Genomic DNA, 21,068 nt, shown 5'->3' with positions numbered 1-21,068 from the left:
AGGATTTAGAGGATGACACTCGTCCTTAGCTTCGATCTTGGCACGGGAGGTGCCAGGGCAGGCGTCTATGATGTCGAACGGCGCACCATGCTGGCCACGTCCGAGGCGAGCTATGCGACCGCGCATCCACGCGCCGGCTGGGCGGAGCAGCAGCCGGAAGAATGGTGGGCCGCGGTGCTCGCCGCCGGCCGCGATGCCATCGCCCAATGCGGATCGAACGATATCGCCGCCGTCTGCGTGGCGACTACCGCGTCGTCCGTGGTGATCTGCGACAAGACCAGCGCACCGCTCTATCCGGCCATCCTGTGGATGGATTGCCGGGCGGCCGCCGAAGCGCGCGCAACCGAAGCCGTTTCCCATCCCGTCATGGCCTATAGCGGCGGCGGCGATGCAGCCGAATGGCTCGTTCCGAAGGCGATGTGGCTGGCGGCCAACGAGCCGGAAGTCTTCGCCAGGGCCGATATTATCTGCGAGGCGCTCGATTTCATCAATTGCCGGCTGAGCGGCATCTGGGCCGGCTCGCGCATGAACGCCGCCTGCAAGTGGAACTATGATTCCAGCGCCGGCAGCTTCGTGCCCGAGATCTACGAAGCCCTCGGCATTCCCGGCCTTCACGGCAAGCTGCCCGCGACCATCGTCCCGGTGGGCGATCCTATCGGGGCCTTGCTGCCGGAAGTGCGCGATGCACTCGGCATTGCAGCGCCGGCGATCGTCGTCCAGGGCGGCATCGATGCCCATATCGGCATGCTTGGCGCCGGCACGGTCGCCGCCGGCGGCATGCTGATCATCGGCGGCACATCCGTCGTCCATCTCACCCATCTCGCCGGACAGGGCGATGTGCGCGGCTTCTGGGGTCCCTATCCGAATGCGCTGGTCGACGGGCTCTGGCTGGTGGAGGCGGGGCAGGTCTCCGCCGGCTCGATCCTCAACTGGCTCAGCCGCAAGATTTTCGGGCTGGACGAGGCCGGCCATGCCGATCTCATCCGCGAGGCCTCGTCCGCCGCGGCCCGCAATTCCGGCCTGCTCACCCTCGACTACTGGATGGGCAACCGCACGCCTTACCGGGATGCCGACCTGCGCGGCGCCATTCTCGGGCTCTCCCTCGGCCATGGCCGGGCGGACATATATTCGGCGGCGGTGGACTCGATCGCCCTCGGCTCGGCCAATGTGGTCGATGTGCTCGAAGAACGCAGCGTATCGGTCGATCGGATCGTGGTGGCGGGCGGCATCTGCAAGAACCCGCTCTGGTTGCAGGCCACCGTGGATGCACTTGGTAGACCGGTGCAGGTGGCCTATGGCGACAATCTCTCGCTCATCGGCACGGCGGCGTGCTCGGCCCATGCGCTCGGCCTGTTTCCGGACCTGATCAGCGCCTCGGAAAGCTGCGCCGCGCCGACGCGCGAACTCCTGCCCGATCCCGCCGCCAGCAGGCGCTATCGCAACATGCTGGAACTTTATAGAACGGCAACGGAATCATTGACGCCGGTGCTCCACGATCTCAGCGCGCGGCAAAGAGCGGGAACCGAACAATGACCGATGCGCGGCTGACTTCCTCCACCAGGCTTCCTTCCGACGAGCAGCGCGAGCATCTGATGGTGCGCGTGGCCAAGCTCTATTACGACCTCGACAAGACACAGAGCGAGATCGCCAAGGAGCTCGGCCTGACGCGCTGGCAGGTCGGCCGGCTGATGACGGAGGCCAAGGAGCTTGGCGTCGTGCGGATCGAGATCACGCCGCGCGCCCAGCGCAAGACCGAACTCGAAGTGCGGCTGCAGCAGGAATTCGGCCTCAACGATGCCGTCGTCGTTCCTTCCGGCGGCACGGCGGATTCCGGGCTGCTGATCGAGAGCGTCGCCCAGGCCGCGGCCCGCTACCTGACGGGCCTGACGCCGCGGGCCGATCTCGTCGGCGTATCCTGGGGCCGCACCATGTCGGCCGTGGCGCGGTTCCTGCCGACGAACTGGAACCCGGGCGTGCATGTGGTGCTGGTCAATGGCGCTACCAACCTGCGTTCCTCGATGACCCATACCAGCGCGGTCGCGGAGGAATTCGCCAAGGCCGGCAATGGTACGGCGACGCTCCTGCCGGTGCCGGCCATCGTCGGCAAGAAGAGCACGCGCGAAGTGCTCGAAGAAGACCCGATCATCGAGCGCGTGCTCGATCTTGCCATGCAGGCGGAGGTGGTCTGCTTCGGCATGGGCGGCATCACGCATGAATCGGTGCTTCTCAGCTCCGGCTATCTCGACGAAGCCGACATAGACCGGCTGAAGGACGCCGGCGCCGTCGGCGACATACTCGGCCGCTTCGTCGATGGCGACGGCAATATAGTCGACCGCGCCATTGACGACCGCACCGTCGGGATGCGGCTCGAATTCCTGAAAACCAAGAAGTGGTCGATCGGCGTCGTCGCGGGCGAGGAGAAGTTCCGCATCGCCGCGTCGGCGCTCAAGGCCGGCTATGTTTCGGTCATCGTTACCGATGAAGCGACCGCACGATATGCGCTGAGGATGTCGGATGCCTGATAATGTTCTAACCGTTCGCAATGTCTCGAAGATCTTCCTGCCCAGCATCGTGGCGCTGGAATCGGCGTCGCTGGAAGTACGGCCCGGCGAGGTCCATTGCCTGCTTGGCGCCAATGGCGCCGGCAAGTCCACCCTGCTGAAGATCATCGCCGGCGCCTTCCGCCCGACGGGCGGCGAACTGGCGATCGGCGGCCAGCCGGTGGAACTGCGCTCGCCTGCCGATGCGGCGCGCCACGGCATTTCCATGATCTACCAGGAGCTGGATCTCGTGCCGCAGCTGACCGTGGAGCAGAACCTGTTCCTCGGCCATGCGCCGACGCGGATGGGCATCATCGATCATGCGGAGCGGCGGCGGCGCGCGAACGAGGCGCTGGCGCGCGTGGGCGCCCGCTTCCGGCCCGATGCCCGCGTCGAGACGCTCTCGGTCGCCAACCAGCAACTGACCGCCATTGCCCGGTCGCTGACCATGGATGCGAAAGTCATCATCATGGACGAGCCTTCCGCATCGCTGAACGAGACCGAGCTGAAATCGGTGTTCGAGGTGATCCGGGAACTCGTCAGGCAGGGCGTCGCCATCGTCTATGTCAGCCATCGCCTCGGCGAATTGCGCGAGATCGGCGACCGCGTCACCGTATTGCGCGGCGGCCGCACGATCGGCACCTACAGCATAGAAGAGACGAGCGACACGGCGCTGGTCGAGGCCATCATCGGCAAGCAGAGGTCCCTGATCGAGCGCAAGCCGCGCAAGCCCGTCACCGGCGATACCGCCCTGCGGGTCAACCGCCTGCGCGGCGCGGAAGGCCTCGACATTGCCGGCCTCGAGGTTCGCTGGGGCGAAGTCGTGGGGCTGACCGGCCTCAATGGTTCGGGGCGCACCTCCTTCCTCAAGGCGCTGTTCGGCGCACACCATTTCGACGGCGAGATACTGCTCGAGGACAGGCCGTTTCATCCGCGGCATCCGGCGGATGCCATTCGCCGCGGCGTGGGCCTCGTGCCGGAGAACCGCAAGACCGAGGGTCTGGTGCTCCATGCGCCGATCTACAAGAATGCCACCCTGCCGTCGATGCGCAGCAGCTGGCTGACGCGGCACAAGCTGCAGAAGGAGCGCACGGTGCCGGTCCTGAAGAGCCTGTCGACGAAATACGGCAAGCCCGAACAGGCCGTGGTGCAGCTTTCCGGCGGCAACCAGCAGAAAGTCGTGCTGGCAAAGTGGATCATCAACGGCGCGCGCATCCTGCTGCTCGACGAGCCGAGCCGCGGCCTCGATATCGGCGCCAAGGCCGACCTCTACGATCTGGTGGACAAGCTGGCGGAGGATGGCGCAGCCGTCATCGTCGCCAGCAGCGAGCTCGAGGAGCTCTATGCCGCCTGCGACAATATCTGGGTCTTCCACGAGGGTCGCAACATCGGCCGCTACGACCCTGCCAACACTGACCGCGATGCTATCCTGCGCGCTACAATATTGGGTGAACAACATGTCTAAGACCGCAACGCCTTCCGTCGAAGCGCCCTATCCGCCGATTGGCAAACGTCTTGCGGATATGGCGATCGAATATAATTTCATCGTCATCTTTCTGATCGTCGTCGCCGTCGCGACCATGCTTTCGGACAATTTCCTGACCTTCGCCAATGTCGCCAACCTGTTCCAGCAGGCGGCGGTGGTCGGCGTCGTCGCCATCGGCATGACCTTCGTCATCCTCACCGGGAATATCGATCTGTCGGTCGGCAGCGTCGTCGCCCTGTGCGGCATGCTGGTCGCGGTGCTGATGCAGAACGGCTTCGATCCCTTCGTGGCGGTCGCGATCACCGCCCTGATCGGAACCGCCTGCGGCGCGGCGATGGGCGCGATCAGCGCGCTTGCGCAGGTGCCGAGCTTCATCGTGACGCTCGCCGGTCTCGTCTCCTTCCGCGGCGTAACCTATCTGCTGACGGACGGCGTGCCGGTCAGCGGCCTGCCGAAAGGCTTCTCCGCCATCGGATCGACCATGGTTCCCGTGTTGCCGGGCTTCGCCATCTCGTCGATGGGGCTCATCTTCATCGGATTGTGCATCATTGCCGGCATCGTGCTCCGCCTGACGGTCTTCGGCGAATATGTCTTCGCTACGGGTGGAAACCCGCAGGCGGCGCGGCTTTCCGGCCTGCCGACCCGGCTGATGATCACCGCCGTCTTCGCGGTTTCCGGCTTCATGGCCGCGCTTGGCGGCATTCTTCTAACGTCGCGCCTGCGCATCGGTCAGCCGACCGCCGCGCAGGGGCTGGAACTCGATGCCATAGCAGCTGTCGTACTCGGCGGCACCAGCCTTTTCGGCGGCCGCGGCGGCATTCTCGGCACCTTCTTCGCCGTGATGCTGCTGCAGGTGCTGCGAAATATATTCAATCTTCTCGGCTTGGGTTCCTTCTATCAGATGACTGTGACAGGTATCATCATCGTTGCAGCCATCCTGCTCAATCGCTTTATCGATCATAGGAAGGGTCGGGAATGAACCGCCAGGAGATATTGGTGACAAAAGGAACGGAGTTGCTGGTGCAACCGGATCATGGACGCAACGGCGGCACCAGGCTGAAGCCGGAATGGTTCGAGGACATCGCCGTCAATCGCTCGGCGACGGAACGGCGCGCTGCGACGCTGACGACGCGCCGGACGGTGAAGAAGGAATATCAGGCCGCCTGGCTCGTGAAGGCGATCACCTGCATCGACCTGACCACCCTGGCCGGCGACGATACGCCGGGCCGCGTGCAGCGCCTCTGCGCCAAGGCGCGCCGTCCCGTCCGGGCCGATATTCTGGCGGCGCTCGGCCTTGAGAACGAGAACATCACCACCGGCGCGGTCTGCGTCTATCCGACCATGGTGCCGCATGCGGTGAAGGCGCTGCAGGGGACGAACATCCCCGTCGCCTCGGTCGCCACCGGCTTTCCGGCCGGGCTGACGCCATTGCCGCAGCGCCTCGCCGAGATCGAATATGCGGTCGGGGAGGGAGCCGACGAGATCGACATCGTGATCACGCGCGAACATGTCCTGACCCAGAACTGGAACGCGCTCTATGACGAGATCGCGCAGATGCGCCAGGCCTGCGGCAAGGCCCATCTGAAGGCGATCCTCGCCACCGGCGATCTCAATACGCTGCGCAATGTCTACCGCGCCTCCATGGTCGCCATGCAGGCGGGCGCAGATTTCATCAAGACCTCGACCGGCAAGGAGGACGTCAACGCGACCCTGCCGGTCAGCCTGATCATGCTGCGCGCCCTGCGCGATTATGGCGAGCTTTCGGGCCAGACCGTCGGCTTCAAGCCTGCCGGCGGCATGAAGACCGCGAAGGACGCCATGAACTGGCTGATCCTGATGAAGGAAGAACTGGGCCTGCCGTGGATGCAACCGAACCTGTTCCGGCTCGGCGCAAGTTCGATGCTCGGCGATATCGAGCGGCAGCTGGAACATTATGTAACGGGCCGCTACGCCGCGTCGTCGCGCCACGCGCTCGCTTGAGGATCAGACAATGGGACAGATCAAGGATATTCTTCGCACCATGGATTACGGCCCGGCTCCGGAGAGCAATGTCGACGTGCAGAACTGGCTCGATGCCAATGAAGGCGGCTTCGGCCATTTCATCAATGGCAGGTTCGTCAGCGCCGAAGGCCGCAAGACCTTCGCGGTTCATAACCCCGCCAATGAAAGACTGCTCGCCCGGGTGACCGAGGGCAGCGCCGAAGACGTGGACGCAGCGGTCAAGGCCGCGCGCGCCGCCTTCGGCAAATGGTCGGCCTTGCCGGGCCATGAGCGGGCGAGATATCTCTACGCCATCGCCCGCCATATCCAGAAGCGCGAGCGCTTCTTCTCCGTGCTGGAGACCATGGACAATGGCAAGCCGATCCGGGAAACCCGCGACATCGACATACCGCTCGTCGCCCGGCATTTCTACCATCACGCCGGCTGGGCCGAGATGGTCGACAGCGAGTTCGAAGGTTTTTCGCCGGTCGGCGTCTGCGGGCAGGTCATTCCGTGGAACTTTCCGCTGCTCATGCTGGCCTGGAAGATCGCGCCGGCGCTCGCTGCGGGCAATACCGTCGTGCTCAAGCCGGCGGAACTCACGCCGCTCAGCGCCATCGCCTTCGCCGAGGTCTGCCATGAGGTAGGCCTGCCGGCAGGCGTCGTGAACATCGTCCATGGCGACGGCGCCACGGGCGCTGCCATTTGCGGCCATGCCGGTGTCGACAAGGTAGCCTTCACGGGCTCGACCGAAGTCGGCCGCATCATCCGCGACCAGATCGCCGGTTCGGGCAAGAAGCTCTCGCTCGAGCTCGGCGGCAAGTCGCCCTTCATCGTATTCGAGGATGCCGACATGGACGGCGCCGTCGAGGGCGTCGTCGATGCCATCTGGTTCAACCAGGGCGAGGTGTGCTGCGCCGGTTCGCGCATTCTCGTGCAGGAAGGCATAGCACCGCGCTTCTACGAGAAGTTGCGCAAGCGCATGGAGACATTGCGCGTCGGCGATCCGCTCGACAAGACGATGGATGTGGGTGCGCTCGTATCGCCCGGCCAGTTGAAGCGCGTTGCCGGCCTGGTCGAACAGGGCAAGGTTGAGGGCGGCACCCTGTGGCAGGCTCCGGCGACCCTGCCGGCCAAGGGCAGTTTCTTCGCCCCGGCCTTCTTCACCGAGGTCGATCCCGCATCGACCGTCTGCGAGGTGGAAATATTCGGACCCGTCGCCACCACGACGACCTTCCGCACGCCGGACGAGGCGATAGCGCTGGCCAACAATACCAGATACGGGCTTGCGGCATCGGTCTGGTCGGAGAACATCAATCTGGCGCTGGACATGGCGGCGAGGGTCAAGGCGGGCGTGGTGTGGATCAATTCCACCAACCTGCTCGATGCCGGCGCCGGCTTTGGCGGCTATCGCGAAAGCGGATTTGGGCGCGAAGGCGGCAAGGAGGGGCTCTACGAATATCTCGTCGCGGATTGGGAAAAGGCGCTGCCGCTGGCGAAATCCGAAAGGCCGTTCAAGCCTTCCGCTGCGCCGGACGGCGATGCGAAGATCGCGCCCGGCGCCGGTATCGACCGCACGGCGAAGAATTATGTCGGCGGCAAGCAGGCGCGGCCGGATGGCGGATATTCCTATTCGGTCGTCGGCAAGGGCGGGCAGGTCATCGGCCAGGCCGGCATCGGCAATCGCAAGGATATCCGCAATGCCGTCGAGGCCGCTGCCAAGGCAGGCTCCTGGGGCGGCGCGACGGCGCATAACCGCGCGCAGGTGCTTTATTATCTCGGCGAGAACCTCGATGCCCGGCGCGGCGAATTCGAGGAATTGCTGCAGGCGAGTACCGGCATCGGCGCCAAGGCCGCCACGGCCGAATTCGACCTCAGCCTGCGCCGTATCTTCTACTATGCCGCGCAGGCCGACAAATATGACGGCGCCGTGCATGCCACCAAGTCGCGCCATGTGACGCTGGCCATGAACGAGCCCTGGGGCGTGATGGGCATTCTCTGCCCGGACGAAGCGCCGCTCCTCTCCTTCGTGTCGCTGGTGCTGCCGGCGATCGCCATGGGCAACAGGGTCGTGGCGGTGCCCTCGACGCGGCATCCGCTGCTCGCCACCAATTTCTACCAGCTCCTGGATACGTCCGATGTTCCGGGCGGCGTCGTCAATATCGTCACCGGCGAAAGGGACGTGCTGGCGAAAACGCTCGCCGATCATGATGAGGTGGATGCCATCTGGTATGTCGGTACTGCCGAGGGCAGCGCCATGGTGGAGAAAGCCTCCAGCGGCAATCTGAAGGCGGCATGGGTCAACCATGGGCGCCAGCGCGACTGGGCCAGCCAGCAGCAGGGCCAGGGCCGCGACTATCTGCGCCGCGCCGTGCAGGTCAAGAATATCTGGGTGCCATACGGCGAATAGGCCGCCGCAATGCTTCCCCGGTGCAAGCCGGGGGAGCAGGTCCGGGCTCAGCTGCGCGGTGCAAGCCCCGCCGCAAGGTCGTCCATGATCGCTGCCGCCGCCTTGCGCGTGACCTCGACATAGGAGGCCAGCACCTGCCAGGTCAGGCGGTAGGACGGCCCGGTGACCGAAATCCCCGCCGCGCCATTGCTCAGATGGATCGGCGCCGCGACGCAGGCGATACCGACTTCGTGCTCCTGCCGGTCGAAGGCGACGCCGCGTTCCCTTACCTCCTTCAGATGGCGGTAGAGCGCCATCTTGTCCATCAGTGTCTGGCTCGTATAGAAGCGGAAACGGATCTGCTTGACGAGCGCGTCGAGTTCCGCCTCCGGCAATGCCGAAAGCGCCGCCTTGCCGACGCCGGTGCAATAGGCCGGGGCGGTATTGCCGATCTGCGAAACCATGCGCACGCTCTGGCGGCTCTCGATCTTGTCGAGATAGACCACGTCGACGCCGCGCAGCACGCCGAGATGCACCGTTTCCCCGGTCGCCTCATGCAGCTTCTGCAGATGCGGGGCAGCGATGAGGCGAAGATCGTTGCGCGACCATGCCTTGGCCGCGAGCTGCATCAGCCGCATGCCCAATCCATAGGAATTGTCGCTGTTGAGGACGAGAAGACCTTCTTCGAGCAGATTGGCGATCTGCCGGTGCAGCGTGCCCCTCGGCTGGTCCGCCAGCTGCAATATGTCGGTGAAGCGCAACGGCGTATCGGCCCGCGCCACGATGTCGAGGACATCGACGGCCTTTCCAAGCGTCCCGGTTTCGGCTCTTGCGGCTGGCTTCGGCGCTGTTTTCAATCGGTTCTCCACCTTGACTTCTGCGACCGTAAAAGCAAAATTCTACATAGTCAAACACAGTTCCGAATAGTGGAACTCCTTCGCGAGTCTTCAATCATGATGCCTTCTGCCATTTTCCCCGATCTCAAGGGTCGCTCCGTCCTCATAACCGGCGGCGGCACCGGCATCGGCGCCTCCCTCACCGAAGGCTTCGTGCGGCAGGGTTCCAGGGTCGCCTTCATCGACATAGCCGAGGCGCCGTCGCAGGCGCTGGCCGAGAAGCTCGCTGCCGACCACGGCAATCGGCCGCTCTACCTCAAGGCCGACCTGCGCGATGTCGAAGCGCTCAAGGCCGCCGTCGCGACAGCCGTGGAGGCCAATGGTCCGGTCACGGTTCTCGTCAACAATGCCGCCTGGGACGACAGGCACGATGTCGACGACGTGACGGTGGAATATTGGGATCTCAACCAGTCGATCAATCTGCGGCCGCAATTCTTCGCGGCGCAGGCCGTGTTGCCGGGGATGCGCGAAGCGGGCGGCGGTTCGATCGTCAACTTCACCTCGACCTCTTTCATGATCAATCATGGCGGTTTTCCTGCCTATACGGCGGCAAAGGCCGGCATTGTCGGCTTGACCAAGGGTCTTGCCGGTCGCCTCGGACCCGAAAAGATCAGGGTAAACGCCATTGCGCCGGGCTGGGTCATCACCGAGCGCCAGCGCGAGCTATGGGTGACGAGCGAGGGGCTGCAAGGCCATATCGACCGCCAGGCGCTGCGGGAGGAAATCGAGCCCGGCGACATGGTCGGCCCCTGCCTGTTCCTCGCTTCCGACGCGGCGCGCATGCTGAGCGCGCAGGTGCTGATCGTCGACGGGGGCTACCTGTGAGCGCTGCACCGGTCTTCGCGCTGTGCGACTGGGGCACCTCGCGCTTTCGGCTGTGGCTGGTCGATGGCAATGGCGAGGTCCTTGCCGAGCGGCGCGCCGATGACGGCCTTGATGCCTCGCGTGAAAAGGGCTTCGCGAAGACGCTGGAATCCCACCTCGCCGCCCTCGGTGCGCCGCGCGACCTGCCGGTGGCGGTCTGCGGCATGGCAGGATCGCGGCAAGGCTGGATGGAGGCCAATTATGTCGCGGTTCCGGCCGATCTCGCGGCTATCCTCTCCGGCGCGGTGAAGATTGCCGACATCGACCGCGAGGTGCGCATCATACCCGGCCTGTCGCAAGGCGGCGCCGAACGGGCAAATGTCATGCGCGGCGAGGAAACCCAGCTTCTCGGGGCGATGCTGGCGAAAAGCCTCACGGATGGCGTCGTCGCCATGCCGGGCACGCATTCGAAATGGGTGCATCTCGTGGGCGGACGGGCGGAACGGTTCTCGACCTACATGACGGGCGAACTCTACGGGCTGCTCTCGGGCCAATCGATCCTGCGGCACTCGATCGGCGATGCGGCCGCTGCTGCCGATCATCCGCAATTCGCCGAAGCCGTGAAGGAAATGCTGGCCGGCGGGTCGATGCTCGGCCATCTGTTCAATATAAGGGCGGCGATGCTGCTCGAGGGGCAATTGCCGGAGGCAGCGGCCTCGCGCCTTTCCGGGCTTCTGATCGGCGCCGAGATCGCGGGCGCAGGGGCACCCCGAAACATCATCCTCGTCGCTTCGGGCGCGATGGCCACGCTTTATGGCCGCGCGCTTGAAATCGCCTCGATCGACTTCCAGCTGGTCGATGCGGACGAGGCAGTCCGCAAGGGTCTTTTTGCCGCCGCTTCCGCCATGTGGCCAATCCAAGGAACAATGCCATGACATCTCCGACCATCGCCTGGCCGAAGTTCAAGCGCGATCTCATCGCCATCCTGCGCGGTGTCCGGCCCGATGAAGTCGTCGCCATCGGCGAACAACTCGTCGAAGCCGGCATCGAAATCATCGAAGTGCCGCTGAACTCGCCCGAGCCATTCCGCTCCATCGAACAATTGGCGAAATCCATGCCGGCCTCGGTGCTGGTGGGGGCGGGAACGTTCCTGGAACCTGCGGACGTCGCGCGGCTGAACGATTCCGGCGGGCGGCTGGTCATCAGCCCCAATGTCGATCGTGCCGTGCTCGAGGCGGCGGGCAAGGCCGGAATGGTGACCATGCCCGGCATTTTCACGCCAACCGAGGCATTTTCGGCGTTGAAAGCCGGCGCTTCCGGGCTGAAATTCTTCCCGGCCAGCGTTCTTGGCCCTGACGGATTGAAGGCGATCAGCGCCGTGCTGCCGAAGGGCACCGTGATCGGCGCTGTGGGCGGCGTCGACGAGACGAGCTTTGCGGCCTATGCGAAAATCGGCGTGCGCACCTTTGGCCTCGGCTCGAGCCTCTACAAGCCCGGCGCCACGGCCGCGGCGGTCGGCGAGAGGGCAAGGACAAGCGTCGCAAGCTATGATGCGGCCTTTCCGGCCTGACGGCGCCAAGGACAAGGAATGCGCCCGGCGGGCGAGGAGGAGGAAACCATGACGGACGAGATCGGCATTTTTCACGACGAGGCATGCGAACTGGGCGAGGGGCCGGGCTATGATCCGTTGACCGGTAATGTCTGGTGGTTCGACATCGTCACGGGCCGCCTTTTCGAGAAACCACTGTCGGGTGGCGCGGCAAGCGTGCATGAGCTTGGCCAGATGGCGAGCGCGCTGGCCATAGTCGATGCAAACCGCCAGTTGATATCCACCGAGACCGGCCTTTTCCTGCGCGACAGGCGCTCCGGCGCCCTGACGATGCACCAGCCGATCGAAGCCGACAATCCGTCGACCCGCTCCAATGATGCGCGCGTCCACCCGGCCGGTGCGTTCTGGATCGGCACGATGGGCAAGAAGGCGGAAAACGGCGCGGGGTCGATCTACTGGTACAGGCAAGGCGAATTGCGCAAGCTGTTCGCGGACATGACGATCACCAATTCCATCTGCTTCGCACCGGATGGCCGTACCGCCTATTTCGCCGATACGGGGAGGAATATCATCTGGCGCGTGGAGACCGATGCCGAAACCGGCCTGCCGAGCGGTGAACCGGTGGTCTTCCATGAACACCGCGAAAAAGGCGGTGTCGATGGAGCCGTCGTCGACGCGGAAGGCAATCTGTGGAACGCCTGCTGGGGGCGGTCGGCCGTCGATATCTACGCACCGACGGGGCAGCGCATCAGGACGATCGACCTGCCGGTCCAGCAGACCTCCTGTCCGGCATTCGTCAGCGAAACGAGCGGCGATATCATCGTCACCACCGCGTTCCAGGATATGAGCGCGAATGCGCGCCGCGGCGATCCCGATGCGGGGAAAACCCTTCTGGTGAAGACGGAAGGCAAGGGCCGCCTCGATCCTCCGGTACGACTTTAGGTACGACTTTAGCCCTTCGCGTTTCCCGCATCGCGCTCAGGAACTATTCCGCCCGCCTCTCGTTGATATTCCGTCACTGCCAAGAAGCACATGCTGCGACGGATTCCCGCCGGGAGCCGCCGATGGCTGTTGAATTTCCGATGCGAAGGAGGAATGACATGGGATTCTTTTCCAAGGACATCAAGTCGATGGACGATCTGTTCGTTCATACGCTGCGCGACATCTATTACGCCGAGAACCAGATCGTGAAGGCGCTGCCTGAAATGATCGACAAGGCTTCCAATCAGGAATTGAAGAGCGGCTTCGAAAAGCACCTTCAGGAGACCCAGATGCAGATCGAGCGGCTGGAACAGGTGTTCAAGCAGCATGGCGTCGACGTCAGCGGCGTCAACTGCCCGGCGATCGACGGCATTCTCGAGGAAGCCGACGAGGTGGCCGGCGAAGTCGATGACGACCAGGTGCTGGATGCGGCGCTGATCGCGGCCGCACAGGCGGTCGAACATTACGAGATCACCCGCTATGGCACGCTCGTGGCCTGGGCCAATCAGCTGGGCCGCCCCGATTGCGCGGCGCTGCTGCAGCAGAATCTCGATGAAGAGATGAAGACCGACAAGACCCTCACCGGCCTGGCCGAAAGCCACGTCAACGCCGCCGCTGCCTGACCCGGCGGCCGGGCGAAACCGACAGGCTTTCACCATCATGGCGGCAGCGGTTCTGATCGCTGCCGCCATTGCTGTTTTCGGGGCTGTTTTCGGGCGCTTGACATGCAATGATTTTATTGCATATTGGACCCCATGAACGATGATGAACTCGATCGCGTCTTCAAGGCGCTGGGCGATCCCACGCGCCGCAGGATCATCGATCGGCTGAGGGAGCGTCCGAACCAGTCATTGTTCGAGATCTGTGCAGCTTCCTATGCGGAAGATGGAGCGGGACTGTCCCGCCAGGCGATAACGCAGCATCTCGACATGCTGCAAAGAGCCGGCCTCGTTCGCGTCGAATGGTCGGGGCGGACCAGAATTCATTCCTTTGAGCCGGGGCCGATGCGCGAGGCATTCGACGCGTGGCTTCGCAGCCGACTGCAGAAAGGGCAAAGACGATGAGGATCTATATTTCGAGCGTCTTCGTGGACGACCAGTCGAAAGCGCTGGATTTCTATACGCGCGTTCTCGGGTTCCAGGTGAAGCACGACATTCCGATGGGCGAACATCGCTGGCTGACCGTCGTCTCGCCCGAAAACCCGGAAGGGACGGAACTGTTGCTCGAGCCGGGCGATCACCCGGCCGTGCAGCCGTACAAGACCGCGCTGGTGGCGGACGGCATCCCGGCGACGTCGTTCCAGGTCGACAATATCGATGCCGAATATGACCGGTTGCGCGCGCTCGGCGTGGCGTTCACCCGCGAGCCGATGGATGCCGGTCCGGTCCGGATGGCGGTGCTGGACGATAGTTGCGGCAATCTCATCCAGATCATCGAGATGAAGGCTGCCTGAGCATGGCCGTCATTCCCCCTAGCTGACAAGGCGGCCACAAGCATATAAAGCTTGGCCGGCATGGTGGGATATCGATGATGGGAAGAACGAAGCGAACCGTCTATTTCGTCGTTGGCTGGATAATGGTTGCGCTTGGTTTCGTCGGTGCCTTGCTGCCCGTCATGCCGACCACGATCTTTCTCATCATTGCGGCCTGGTGCTTCAGCCGCTCGTCGCCGCGCTTCGAGAATTGGCTGCTGACCCACCCCGTTTTTGGCCCGACTCTGGTCAAATGGCGCCAGAGCGGCGCTATACCCGGCAGAATCAAGCTCATCGCCCTTGCCGGCATGGCGTTCGGCTTCGGCTCCTTCTACTATTTCGCGCGTCCCACCCCGGCGCTTGCCGGCTTCGTCGCGCTGTTTTTCATCGCCAGCGCCGTCTATGTGGTCACGCGGCCAAGCGTCTAGACTGGAGGTGCTTTTCTTGCTGGGGACCGAGCCAGGTTCCGTGGCTGCAATGCCTTGCACTGCCAAAACCCTGATGCTAACTTTTGCAAAACAGATAAAACAATTGCACATTTGTCTCGTGCGCCGGATGGCGGCCGGGACCTGTGTGGAGGAAAGGGAGATCTCCATGGAACGGCGGCAATTTCTTGCGGGCGCGGCGGCGCTATCTGTGCTCGGCGTGTCCGGCAGGCCGGCACTGGCGCAGGCGGGCGCACTCGAAAAGACCAGCGTGACGCTTGGCGTCGGTGGCAAGCCGCTGCTTTATTATCTCCCGCTGACGATTGCCGAGCGCAAGGGCTTCTTCAAGGAAGAGGGCCTCGAAGTGGCGATCAACGATTTCGGCGGCGGCGCGAAATCGCTCCAGGCGCTCGTCGGCGGATCGGTCGATGTGGTGACCGGAGCCTATGAACATACGATCCGCATGCAGGCCAAGGGCCAGGATATCCGGGCGCTCTGCGAGCTTGGCCGTTTCCCCGCCATCGTCATTGCCGTGCGCAAGGAACTCGCAGACAAGGTGAAGACGCCTGCCGACCTTGCGGGCCTCAAGATCGGCGTGACCGCGCCGGGGTCCTCCACTGCATTGACGGTGCAATATGCGATGGTGAAGGCCGGGCTCAAGGCCAGCGATGCGCCGCTGATCGGCATTGGCGGCGGTGCGAGCGCGGTCGCGGCGATCAAGCAGGGCCAGGTGGATGCGCTGTCGCATCTCGATCCGGTGATTGCGAAGCTCGAGGCGGACGGCGATATTTCCGTGCTGATCGACACCCGCACCGAGGAAGGCACCAAGGCGCTGTTCGGCGGATCGAACCCGGCAGCGGTCCTTTATGCCAAGAAGGAATTCGCCGACGCCAACCCGAATACGTCGCGGGCGCTGGTCAAGGCCTTCGTCAAGGCGCTCGACTGGCTGCACAAGGCGACGCCCGAGGAGATAGCCGATACGGTGCCGGCGGAATACCAGCTCGGCGACAAGGGGCTCTACCTCAAGGCGGTTGCCAATTCGCTGCCGACCTATTCGCTCAATGGCGTGCTGACCATGGAAGGCATGCAGTCGGTTCTCAACACGCTGAAGGTGCTGGACCCCGAATTTGCGCAGGCGAAGATCGATCTTGCCGCGACTTTCGATGACCGCTTCATCAAGGGCTGAGGTTAAACATACCGCATGACAATTGCGCCCAAGCATGCCGCCGGTTCCAGCGGTCCGGCCGATAGCCGCGCTGTGGAACTGCAAGGCGTCCGCATCGCCTTTCCCATGGCCAATGGCACCGCCTATGAGGCGGTCGGCGAGACCAATCTCGAGGTCAGGGACCGGGAATTCGTCGCCATCGTCGGGCCGACGGGCTGCGGAAAATCGACATTGCTGAACGCCACGGCGGGCCTCATCAAGCCTGCCGCCGGCAATGTCAGGATCTTCGGCAAGGCTCATACCGGCATCAATGCCCATGCCGGCTACCTGTTCCAGCAGGATTCGCTGATGCCGTGGAAGACCGCCGTCGACAATGTCGCGATCGGGCTGGAAGTCGCCGGCGTAGCGCGGCGCGAAGCGCTGGAGCGGGCCCGCGAATGGCTGTCGCGGGTAGGGCTCGCAGCCTTTGCCGACCGCTATCCGCACATGCTTTCCGGCGGCCAGCGCAAGCGCGTCGGCCTCGCGCAGGTATTGATCCGCGATCCGAAGATCATCCTCATGGACGAGCCTTTCGGGCCGCTCGACGCGCAGACCCGCCTGATCATGGGCGATCTCCTGCTCGACCTGTGGACGGCGGATCAGAAGGCCGTGATGTTCGTCACCCATGATCTCGACGAGGCGATCGGACTCGCCGACCGCGTCATCATCATGTCCGCCGGCCCGGCGTCGCGCATCATCGGCGATTACACCATTCCGCTTGCCCGCCCGCGCAACATGGCCGACATCAAATCCGCCCCGGAATTCCACGAAGTGCACCGCGAAATATGGAATGCGCTGAAGGAGGAGGTCCTGAAGGGCTACAAACAGGCGGAGAAACTGTCATGAACCGCGCGGTCCTGCTGACGCTGCAGATATTGGTGGCCGTGGTGACCATCGCCCTGTGGCATGTGGCCACCACCACCACGCTGCTCGGCAATCCGAAGACGATAAGCTTCTTCTTCGGCGAGCCGATCCTGGTGGCGGAGCGGATCGTCAGCTGGGTGCAGGAAGGCTCCATCTGGTACCATCTCGGCATCACCCTGACCGAAGCCGCGCTCGCCTTCGCCATCGGTTCGATCGGCGGCGTCGTCATCGGCTTCTGGTTCGCGCGCCGGCCCTTGCTCGCCGCCGTGTTCGATCCCTATGTGAAGGCAGCCAACGCCCTGCCGCGAGTCGTGCTCGCCCCGATCTTCGCGCTCTGGCTGGGGCTCGGCATCTGGTCGAAAGTCGCGCTCGGCGTCACGCTGGTGTTCTTCATCGTGTTCTTCAACGTCTATCAGGGCGTCAAGGAGGTCAGTCCGGCGGTGCTTTCCAATGCCCGCATGCTGGGCATGAACGGGCGACAGCTGCTGCGCCACGTCTATCTTCCCTCCGCGCTGTCCTGGATGTTCTCGTCACTGCACACATCGGTGGGCTTTGCCGTCGTCGGCGCGGTCGTCGGCGAATATCTCGGCTCGGCGGCAGGGCTCGGCTATCTCATCCATGAGGCGGAGAGCGTATTCGACGTCAATGGCGTCTTTGCCGGCATGGTGGTGCTCACTTTCTTCGTCATCCTGGTGGACTGGATCGTGACGCTGGTGGAGAACCGCCTGCTGGTATGGCGCCCGAAGACCAGCGCTATCTGAGATTGGAGAACCAGGCGATGAGCTCGGCGCTGTTGCGCAGCGAATGGGCGCGCATGAGCCGGGCGCGGTGGGCCTCGATGGTCCGTTGCGACAGCCCGAGTTCCAGCGCGATCTCGCCATTGGTCTTGCCCTGCGATACGAGCGTCAACACCTGTTTCTGGCGGTCGGAAAGCAGGCTCGCATCGCCGGCGGGCCTGTTCATCGGCTCGAAGCAATAGAGCGCTTCGGCGAAGGGATCGGAATGATTGCGGCTGCGGCCGCGGACCTTGCACCAGAAGCTCGTTCCGTCGCGCCGGCGCATCAGCCGCTCGTCGTAATAGACCTTGCCGCCGGCGAAATTGCTCCGCCACATCTCGCCCGTGCGCACGAAATCGCGGATCTTCGGGTAGAGCCGGCTGAAGCTCTGGTCGATGAGTTCCGCCTGCTCATAGCCGAAGATGGCGGCGAATTCCGTATTGCAATCCCTTATGATACGGTGCGTGGCATAGACCATCGGCACCGGCAGGTCGGCCAGCCCGAATCTGGCGCTGCCCTCGGCCGAAGTCCTCGATGGATCTGATGGTTCGCGTGGCGACATGCCGTATTAATACGACTACCTGCCCCCCATGCACAAGCCATACCGTGGCGAACGGACGGAGGATCATGGGAGACTATCGTTGAAAAAACTTCAATCGAACGTAACCGATGCCCTGGAAGGCGTGCTGTTCGACGGCATGACCATCATGGCAGGCGGATTCGGCCTTTGCGGCATTCCTGAAGCGCTGATTCATGCAATACGCGATTCAGGCGTCAAGGACCTGACGGTCATTTCGAACAATGCGGGCGTCGATGGCATCGGCCTCGGCGTGCTGCTGGAGACCAAGCAGATTCGCAAGATGATCTCGTCCTATGTCGGCGAGAACAAGCTGTTCGCCCAGCAATATCTGTCGGGCGAACTCGAGCTGGAATTCAACCCGCAAGGCACGCTGGCCGAACGCATCCGCGCCGGCGGCGCAGGCATTCCGGCCTTCTTCACCAAGACCGGCGTCGGCACCATCATTGCGGAGGGCAAGGATGTGCGCGAATTCGACGGTGAATCCTATGTGATGGAACGCGGCCTCTTCGCCGACCTGTCGATCGTGCACGCCTATAAGGGCGATACGGAAGGCAATCTCGTCTACCGCAAGACGGCGCGCAACTTCAACCCGATCATGGCGACGGCGTCGCGCTTCACGGTTGCGGAAGTCGAACATATCGTCGAAGCCGGCGAAATCGACGGCGATCACATCCATACGCCGGGAATTTTCGTCAAGCGGATCGTGCATGTGCCCGATCCCGTCAAACATATCGAACAGAGAACCACGCGCAAGCGTCCGGTGGCTGGCAGCGAGGTGAACTGAGATGGCCTGGACACGCGATCAGATGGCGGAGCGCGCCGCCAGGGAACTGCAGGACGGTTTCTACGTCAATCTCGGCATCGGCATTCCGACGCTCGTTGCCAATTACATTCCGGCCGGCATCAATGTTCAGCTGCAAAGCGAGAACGGCATGCTCGGCATGGGACCCTTCCCCTATGAAGGCGAGGAGGATGCCGACCTCATCAATGCCGGCAAGCAGACCATCACCGAACTGCCGACGACGAGCTATTTTTCCGGCGCCGACAGTTTCGGCATGATCCGTGGCGGTCATATCGACCTGTCGATCCTCGGCGCCATGCAGGTGTCGCGCAGCGGGGACCTCGCCAATTGGATGGTGCCGGGCAAGATGGTCAAGGGCATGGGCGGCGCCATGGATCTCGTCGCCGGCGTGAAGAAGGTCGTCGTCGTCATGGAGCATGAGGCCAAGGGCGAGACGAAGCTGCTCGAAGAGTGCAGCCTGCCGCTGACGGGCCAGCGCGTGACCGATCTCGTCATCACCGATCTCGGCGTTTTCACCTTCGAGCGCCGCGGCGAGCCCCGCATGACGCTGATCGAGATTGCGCCGGATGTGAGCCTCGACGAGATCAGGGCGAAGACGCAGGCGACGTTCGAGGTCGGCCTGTAGCAGGCTACTTCGTTCGCTCGACGACGCAAACCGATCCGCGTTCCGGCTGGCGCGGATCGGCATCGGCGCATTGCGCTTCATAGCGGAATGTTCCGTAATAGACGCGGGCACAGCCGCCAAGCAGGGTGCCGGATATGGCAAGTGTCAGAAGGATCAGGGTGAAATATTTCAAGGTCGAAGGGTTCCCTTTCATGGTCGCGCTTCCTATATAGGTCGTGCTGCGAGTGTCACAGCGGCGTATCAATCTGCTGATATTCTTCAGCAAATGTGTATTCAACAATCGGAACAGCGAACCATCTTAGACAGATCCGGCGCCTTATTATGGCGGACCTGAAACAACAGTTTCGATCACGTTTTTCGTGATGGAGCACAAAAAGGTTGATCCGGAACGGTGGGCGTATAAGTTCTGCCTTCCGATTTGTTAACCAAACCATTCACGTTAGGAGCAAAGCGATGAACAAAGCCGTCAGGGATTATTCTTTGCCAGAATCCATTTCCACAGCAATTGCCAATGGTACCAATATTGTGAGGGCATTCCGCGAGCAATTCGGCTATTCGGTCGATGATTTGGCGGTGTCTTGCGGATTGACATCCCTTGAAATCGAAACGATCGAAAGCGGCCAGAATGCCGACCCCAGCAAGCTGGAGCGTATTGCTCATGCGCTCGGCCTGCCAAGCAATGCCATGATCATCGAAGATTCCAGCCGCCTCAGCGCATAAACCCAAGACAGCCTGCCTCGTTCCATAACCGGGCAGTTCCCGGACGCGGCGACCATCAGACCCCTAGAGGCATAAAAGCCTGTGAGTCAGCGGATGGGCCGCGTCTGCCAACCCCTCGATAATGTTCGCGTGATGCCGCTCCGGCTCCTCGACCGCGTCGATGCGGCAGTCGAAGCCGGACCAGATATTGGCGAGTAGTGCGTTCTGGCGCCGGAATTCCGGCCGCTCAAGTTCCCCGACCCAGGCCGTCAGGTCCGTGCCCTCCTGGGGTTCCAGCAGGGCAGGGCTTTCCAGCCGCGCCTCGATGGCATCGAGGTGCAGCGTGTCGTTCATTTCCGTTCTCATCAGCGGCCGCAGATCCGTGATCGGCGATATGGCGACCGTCTTGCGGATTCGCTGCCTCACGGCCTGCGGCAGCGGCGACGTGGCGGTCACCATGCGCGCCACGAGATGGCCACCGGCGGAATGGCCGGTGAGGTGGATGGGGCCGGGCACTTCCGCAGCGGCATGGCTGATCGCCTGGCCGATCTCGACGGTAATGTCGCTGATGCGGACCTGCGGACACAATCGATAGGACGGGATGGCCACCGCGAAGCCATGGGCGTGCGGCCCGCGAGCGAGATGCGACCAGTTCGACTTGTCGAAATCCTCCATCCAGTAGCCGCCATGGACGAAGACGACGAGGCCCTTGAGGTCGCCCCAGGGCATGAACAGGTCGAACCGGTTGCGCTCACGCGCGCCATAGGAGATGTCCGACTTCAGCAGTGTCTTCTGCTGCATCTCGTCGCGGAACTTCTGCGCCTCCACGACCCATTTCGCCGGATAGCCATAGCCATCCGGAATATAGGCGAAGTTGGAATAGGCGTCGTCCCAGTCAATGGCCTCGGTCATTCCTGTTGTCCCCCCGGTCAACAATCCCCGGGCGATTTCAAGCAGAGACTGGCGAAGTTCGCAAGCCGTCTATGCTTTTCGAGCG

At 63.2% G+C, this 21,068-nt stretch carries 24 protein-coding genes; 20 read left to right on the top strand and 4 right to left on the bottom strand.

Going from position 1 to position 21,068, the window contains the following annotated elements; genetic code table 11:
* Window positions 1–12: 12 nt before the first annotated feature.
* From OSJ75_RS18320 to OSJ75_RS18295, 6 genes are read left to right on the top strand one after another with little or no spacing between them, the layout of a single operon-like run.
* The gene (locus OSJ75_RS18320; protein ID WP_267229024.1) at window positions 13–1,533 is read left to right on the top strand and encodes an FGGY-family carbohydrate kinase; all 1,521 of its coding nucleotides are present in this window, start codon (window positions 13–15) and stop codon (window positions 1,531–1,533) included.
* Entirely contained in the window at window positions 1,530–2,522 is a 993-nt protein-coding gene (locus tag OSJ75_RS18315) for a sugar-binding transcriptional regulator (protein ID WP_250019490.1), read from the top strand. Before OSJ75_RS18320 ends, OSJ75_RS18315 begins: the two co-directional genes overlap by 4 nt.
* Window positions 2,515–4,005 carry a sugar ABC transporter ATP-binding protein gene (locus tag OSJ75_RS18310; protein WP_250019491.1) on the top strand — a complete coding sequence of 497 codons (1,491 nt, stop codon included), beginning with the start codon at window positions 2,515–2,517 and terminating at the stop codon, window positions 4,003–4,005. Before OSJ75_RS18315 ends, OSJ75_RS18310 begins: the two co-directional genes overlap by 8 nt.
* Entirely contained in the window at window positions 3,998–5,005 is a 1,008-nt protein-coding gene (locus tag OSJ75_RS18305; RefSeq protein ID WP_250019492.1) for an ABC transporter permease, read from the top strand. Before OSJ75_RS18310 ends, OSJ75_RS18305 begins: the two co-directional genes overlap by 8 nt.
* Complete coding sequence (deoC, locus tag OSJ75_RS18300; RefSeq protein ID WP_267229023.1) at window positions 5,002–6,006, top strand: deoxyribose-phosphate aldolase; 1,005 nt, start codon at window positions 5,002–5,004, stop codon at window positions 6,004–6,006. The genes OSJ75_RS18305 and deoC overlap by 4 nt, the downstream gene beginning before the upstream one ends.
* Window positions 6,007–6,016: 10 nt before the next feature.
* Window positions 6,017–8,416: an aldehyde dehydrogenase family protein gene (locus tag OSJ75_RS18295; protein WP_267229022.1), complete on the top strand. Its 2,400-nt coding sequence runs from the start codon at window positions 6,017–6,019 to the stop codon at window positions 8,414–8,416.
* 47 nt (window positions 8,417–8,463) lie between these two features.
* On the opposite strand, the gene OSJ75_RS18290 is transcribed toward OSJ75_RS18295, so the two are convergent.
* Window positions 8,464–9,252 (bottom strand): IclR family transcriptional regulator, encoded by a 789-nt coding sequence (locus OSJ75_RS18290; protein ID WP_267229021.1) that lies wholly within the window; start codon window positions 9,250–9,252, stop codon window positions 8,464–8,466.
* Window positions 9,253–9,348: 96 nt separating this feature from the next.
* Between OSJ75_RS18290 and OSJ75_RS18285 the strand changes: the two genes are divergently transcribed.
* The 11 genes from OSJ75_RS18285 (at window position 9,349) to OSJ75_RS18235 (ending at window position 17,350) form a co-directional block, all read left to right on the top strand.
* A complete protein-coding gene (locus OSJ75_RS18285) occupies window positions 9,349–10,116 on the top strand; it encodes an SDR family NAD(P)-dependent oxidoreductase (protein ID WP_250019496.1) in 768 nt (255 codons plus the stop codon).
* On the top strand, window positions 10,113–11,030 hold the full coding sequence (locus tag OSJ75_RS18280; RefSeq protein WP_267229020.1) for a 2-dehydro-3-deoxygalactonokinase: 918 nt from the start codon (window positions 10,113–10,115) through the stop codon (window positions 11,028–11,030). Before OSJ75_RS18285 ends, OSJ75_RS18280 begins: the two co-directional genes overlap by 4 nt.
* The gene (locus tag OSJ75_RS18275) at window positions 11,027–11,665 is read left to right on the top strand and encodes a 2-dehydro-3-deoxy-6-phosphogalactonate aldolase (protein ID WP_267229019.1); all 639 of its coding nucleotides are present in this window, start codon (window positions 11,027–11,029) and stop codon (window positions 11,663–11,665) included. Before OSJ75_RS18280 ends, OSJ75_RS18275 begins: the two co-directional genes overlap by 4 nt.
* A 48-nt stretch (window positions 11,666–11,713) precedes the next feature.
* Window positions 11,714–12,586, top strand: a complete 873-nt coding sequence (locus tag OSJ75_RS18270) for an SMP-30/gluconolactonase/LRE family protein (protein WP_267229018.1) — start codon at window positions 11,714–11,716, stop codon at window positions 12,584–12,586.
* 158 nt (window positions 12,587–12,744) lie between these two features.
* Window positions 12,745–13,248, top strand: a complete 504-nt coding sequence (locus OSJ75_RS18265; RefSeq protein ID WP_250019500.1) for a ferritin-like domain-containing protein — start codon at window positions 12,745–12,747, stop codon at window positions 13,246–13,248.
* 132 nt (window positions 13,249–13,380) lie between these two features.
* Window positions 13,381–13,689, top strand: coding sequence for an ArsR/SmtB family transcription factor (locus OSJ75_RS18260; RefSeq protein ID WP_267229017.1), 309 nt, complete (start codon window positions 13,381–13,383; stop codon window positions 13,687–13,689).
* Window positions 13,686–14,078: a VOC family protein gene (locus OSJ75_RS18255; RefSeq protein ID WP_267229016.1), complete on the top strand. Its 393-nt coding sequence runs from the start codon at window positions 13,686–13,688 to the stop codon at window positions 14,076–14,078. The genes OSJ75_RS18260 and OSJ75_RS18255 overlap by 4 nt, the downstream gene beginning before the upstream one ends.
* Before the next feature lie 77 nt (window positions 14,079–14,155).
* Complete coding sequence (locus tag OSJ75_RS18250) at window positions 14,156–14,524, top strand: YbaN family protein (protein ID WP_250019503.1); 369 nt, start codon at window positions 14,156–14,158, stop codon at window positions 14,522–14,524.
* A gap of 166 nt (window positions 14,525–14,690) precedes the next feature.
* Window positions 14,691–15,707, top strand: coding sequence for an ABC transporter substrate-binding protein (locus OSJ75_RS18245; protein WP_267229015.1), 1,017 nt, complete (start codon window positions 14,691–14,693; stop codon window positions 15,705–15,707).
* A gap of 15 nt (window positions 15,708–15,722) precedes the next feature.
* Complete coding sequence (locus OSJ75_RS18240) at window positions 15,723–16,571, top strand: ABC transporter ATP-binding protein (RefSeq protein ID WP_250019505.1); 849 nt, start codon at window positions 15,723–15,725, stop codon at window positions 16,569–16,571.
* Window positions 16,568–17,350 carry an ABC transporter permease gene (locus tag OSJ75_RS18235; protein WP_250019506.1) on the top strand — a complete coding sequence of 261 codons (783 nt, stop codon included), beginning with the start codon at window positions 16,568–16,570 and terminating at the stop codon, window positions 17,348–17,350. Before OSJ75_RS18240 ends, OSJ75_RS18235 begins: the two co-directional genes overlap by 4 nt.
* On the opposite strand, the gene OSJ75_RS18230 is transcribed toward OSJ75_RS18235, so the two are convergent.
* Window positions 17,343–17,927 carry a LuxR family transcriptional regulator gene (locus tag OSJ75_RS18230; RefSeq protein WP_256473403.1) on the bottom strand — a complete coding sequence of 195 codons (585 nt, stop codon included), beginning with the start codon at window positions 17,925–17,927 and terminating at the stop codon, window positions 17,343–17,345. The genes OSJ75_RS18235 and OSJ75_RS18230 overlap by 8 nt on opposite strands.
* Window positions 17,928–18,006: 79 nt before the next feature.
* Here OSJ75_RS18230 and OSJ75_RS18225 point away from each other — a divergent pair, with 79 nt between their 5' ends.
* Both OSJ75_RS18225 and OSJ75_RS18220 read left to right on the top strand, forming a co-directional pair.
* On the top strand, window positions 18,007–18,729 hold the full coding sequence (locus OSJ75_RS18225) for a CoA transferase subunit A (protein ID WP_256473402.1): 723 nt from the start codon (window positions 18,007–18,009) through the stop codon (window positions 18,727–18,729).
* Window position 18,730: 1 nt separating this feature from the next.
* Entirely contained in the window at window positions 18,731–19,372 is a 642-nt protein-coding gene (locus tag OSJ75_RS18220; protein ID WP_267229014.1) for a 3-oxoacid CoA-transferase subunit B, read from the top strand.
* Window positions 19,373–19,376: 4 nt separating this feature from the next.
* Here the strand turns inward: OSJ75_RS18220 and OSJ75_RS18215 are convergent, their stop codons facing one another.
* Window positions 19,377–19,565, bottom strand: a complete 189-nt coding sequence (locus OSJ75_RS18215; protein WP_250019508.1) for a hypothetical protein — start codon at window positions 19,563–19,565, stop codon at window positions 19,377–19,379.
* Between the two features lie 260 nt (window positions 19,566–19,825).
* On the opposite strand from OSJ75_RS18215, the gene OSJ75_RS18210 reads away from it, so the two are divergent.
* The gene (locus OSJ75_RS18210; RefSeq protein ID WP_250019509.1) at window positions 19,826–20,092 is read left to right on the top strand and encodes a helix-turn-helix domain-containing protein; all 267 of its coding nucleotides are present in this window, start codon (window positions 19,826–19,828) and stop codon (window positions 20,090–20,092) included.
* A gap of 63 nt (window positions 20,093–20,155) precedes the next feature.
* Here OSJ75_RS18210 and OSJ75_RS18205 read toward each other — a convergent pair whose 3' ends face one another.
* On the bottom strand, window positions 20,156–20,983 hold the full coding sequence (locus tag OSJ75_RS18205; protein ID WP_267229013.1) for an alpha/beta hydrolase: 828 nt from the start codon (window positions 20,981–20,983) through the stop codon (window positions 20,156–20,158).
* Window positions 20,984–21,068: the final 85 nt, after the last annotated feature.

This window comes from Phyllobacterium sp. 0TCS1.6A (assembly GCF_026420825.1).
Lineage (GTDB): Bacteria > Pseudomonadota > Alphaproteobacteria > Rhizobiales > Rhizobiaceae > Phyllobacterium.
Note: the sequence above shows the minus strand (reverse complement) of the source record. Positions and strands in the feature narration are given on the sequence as shown.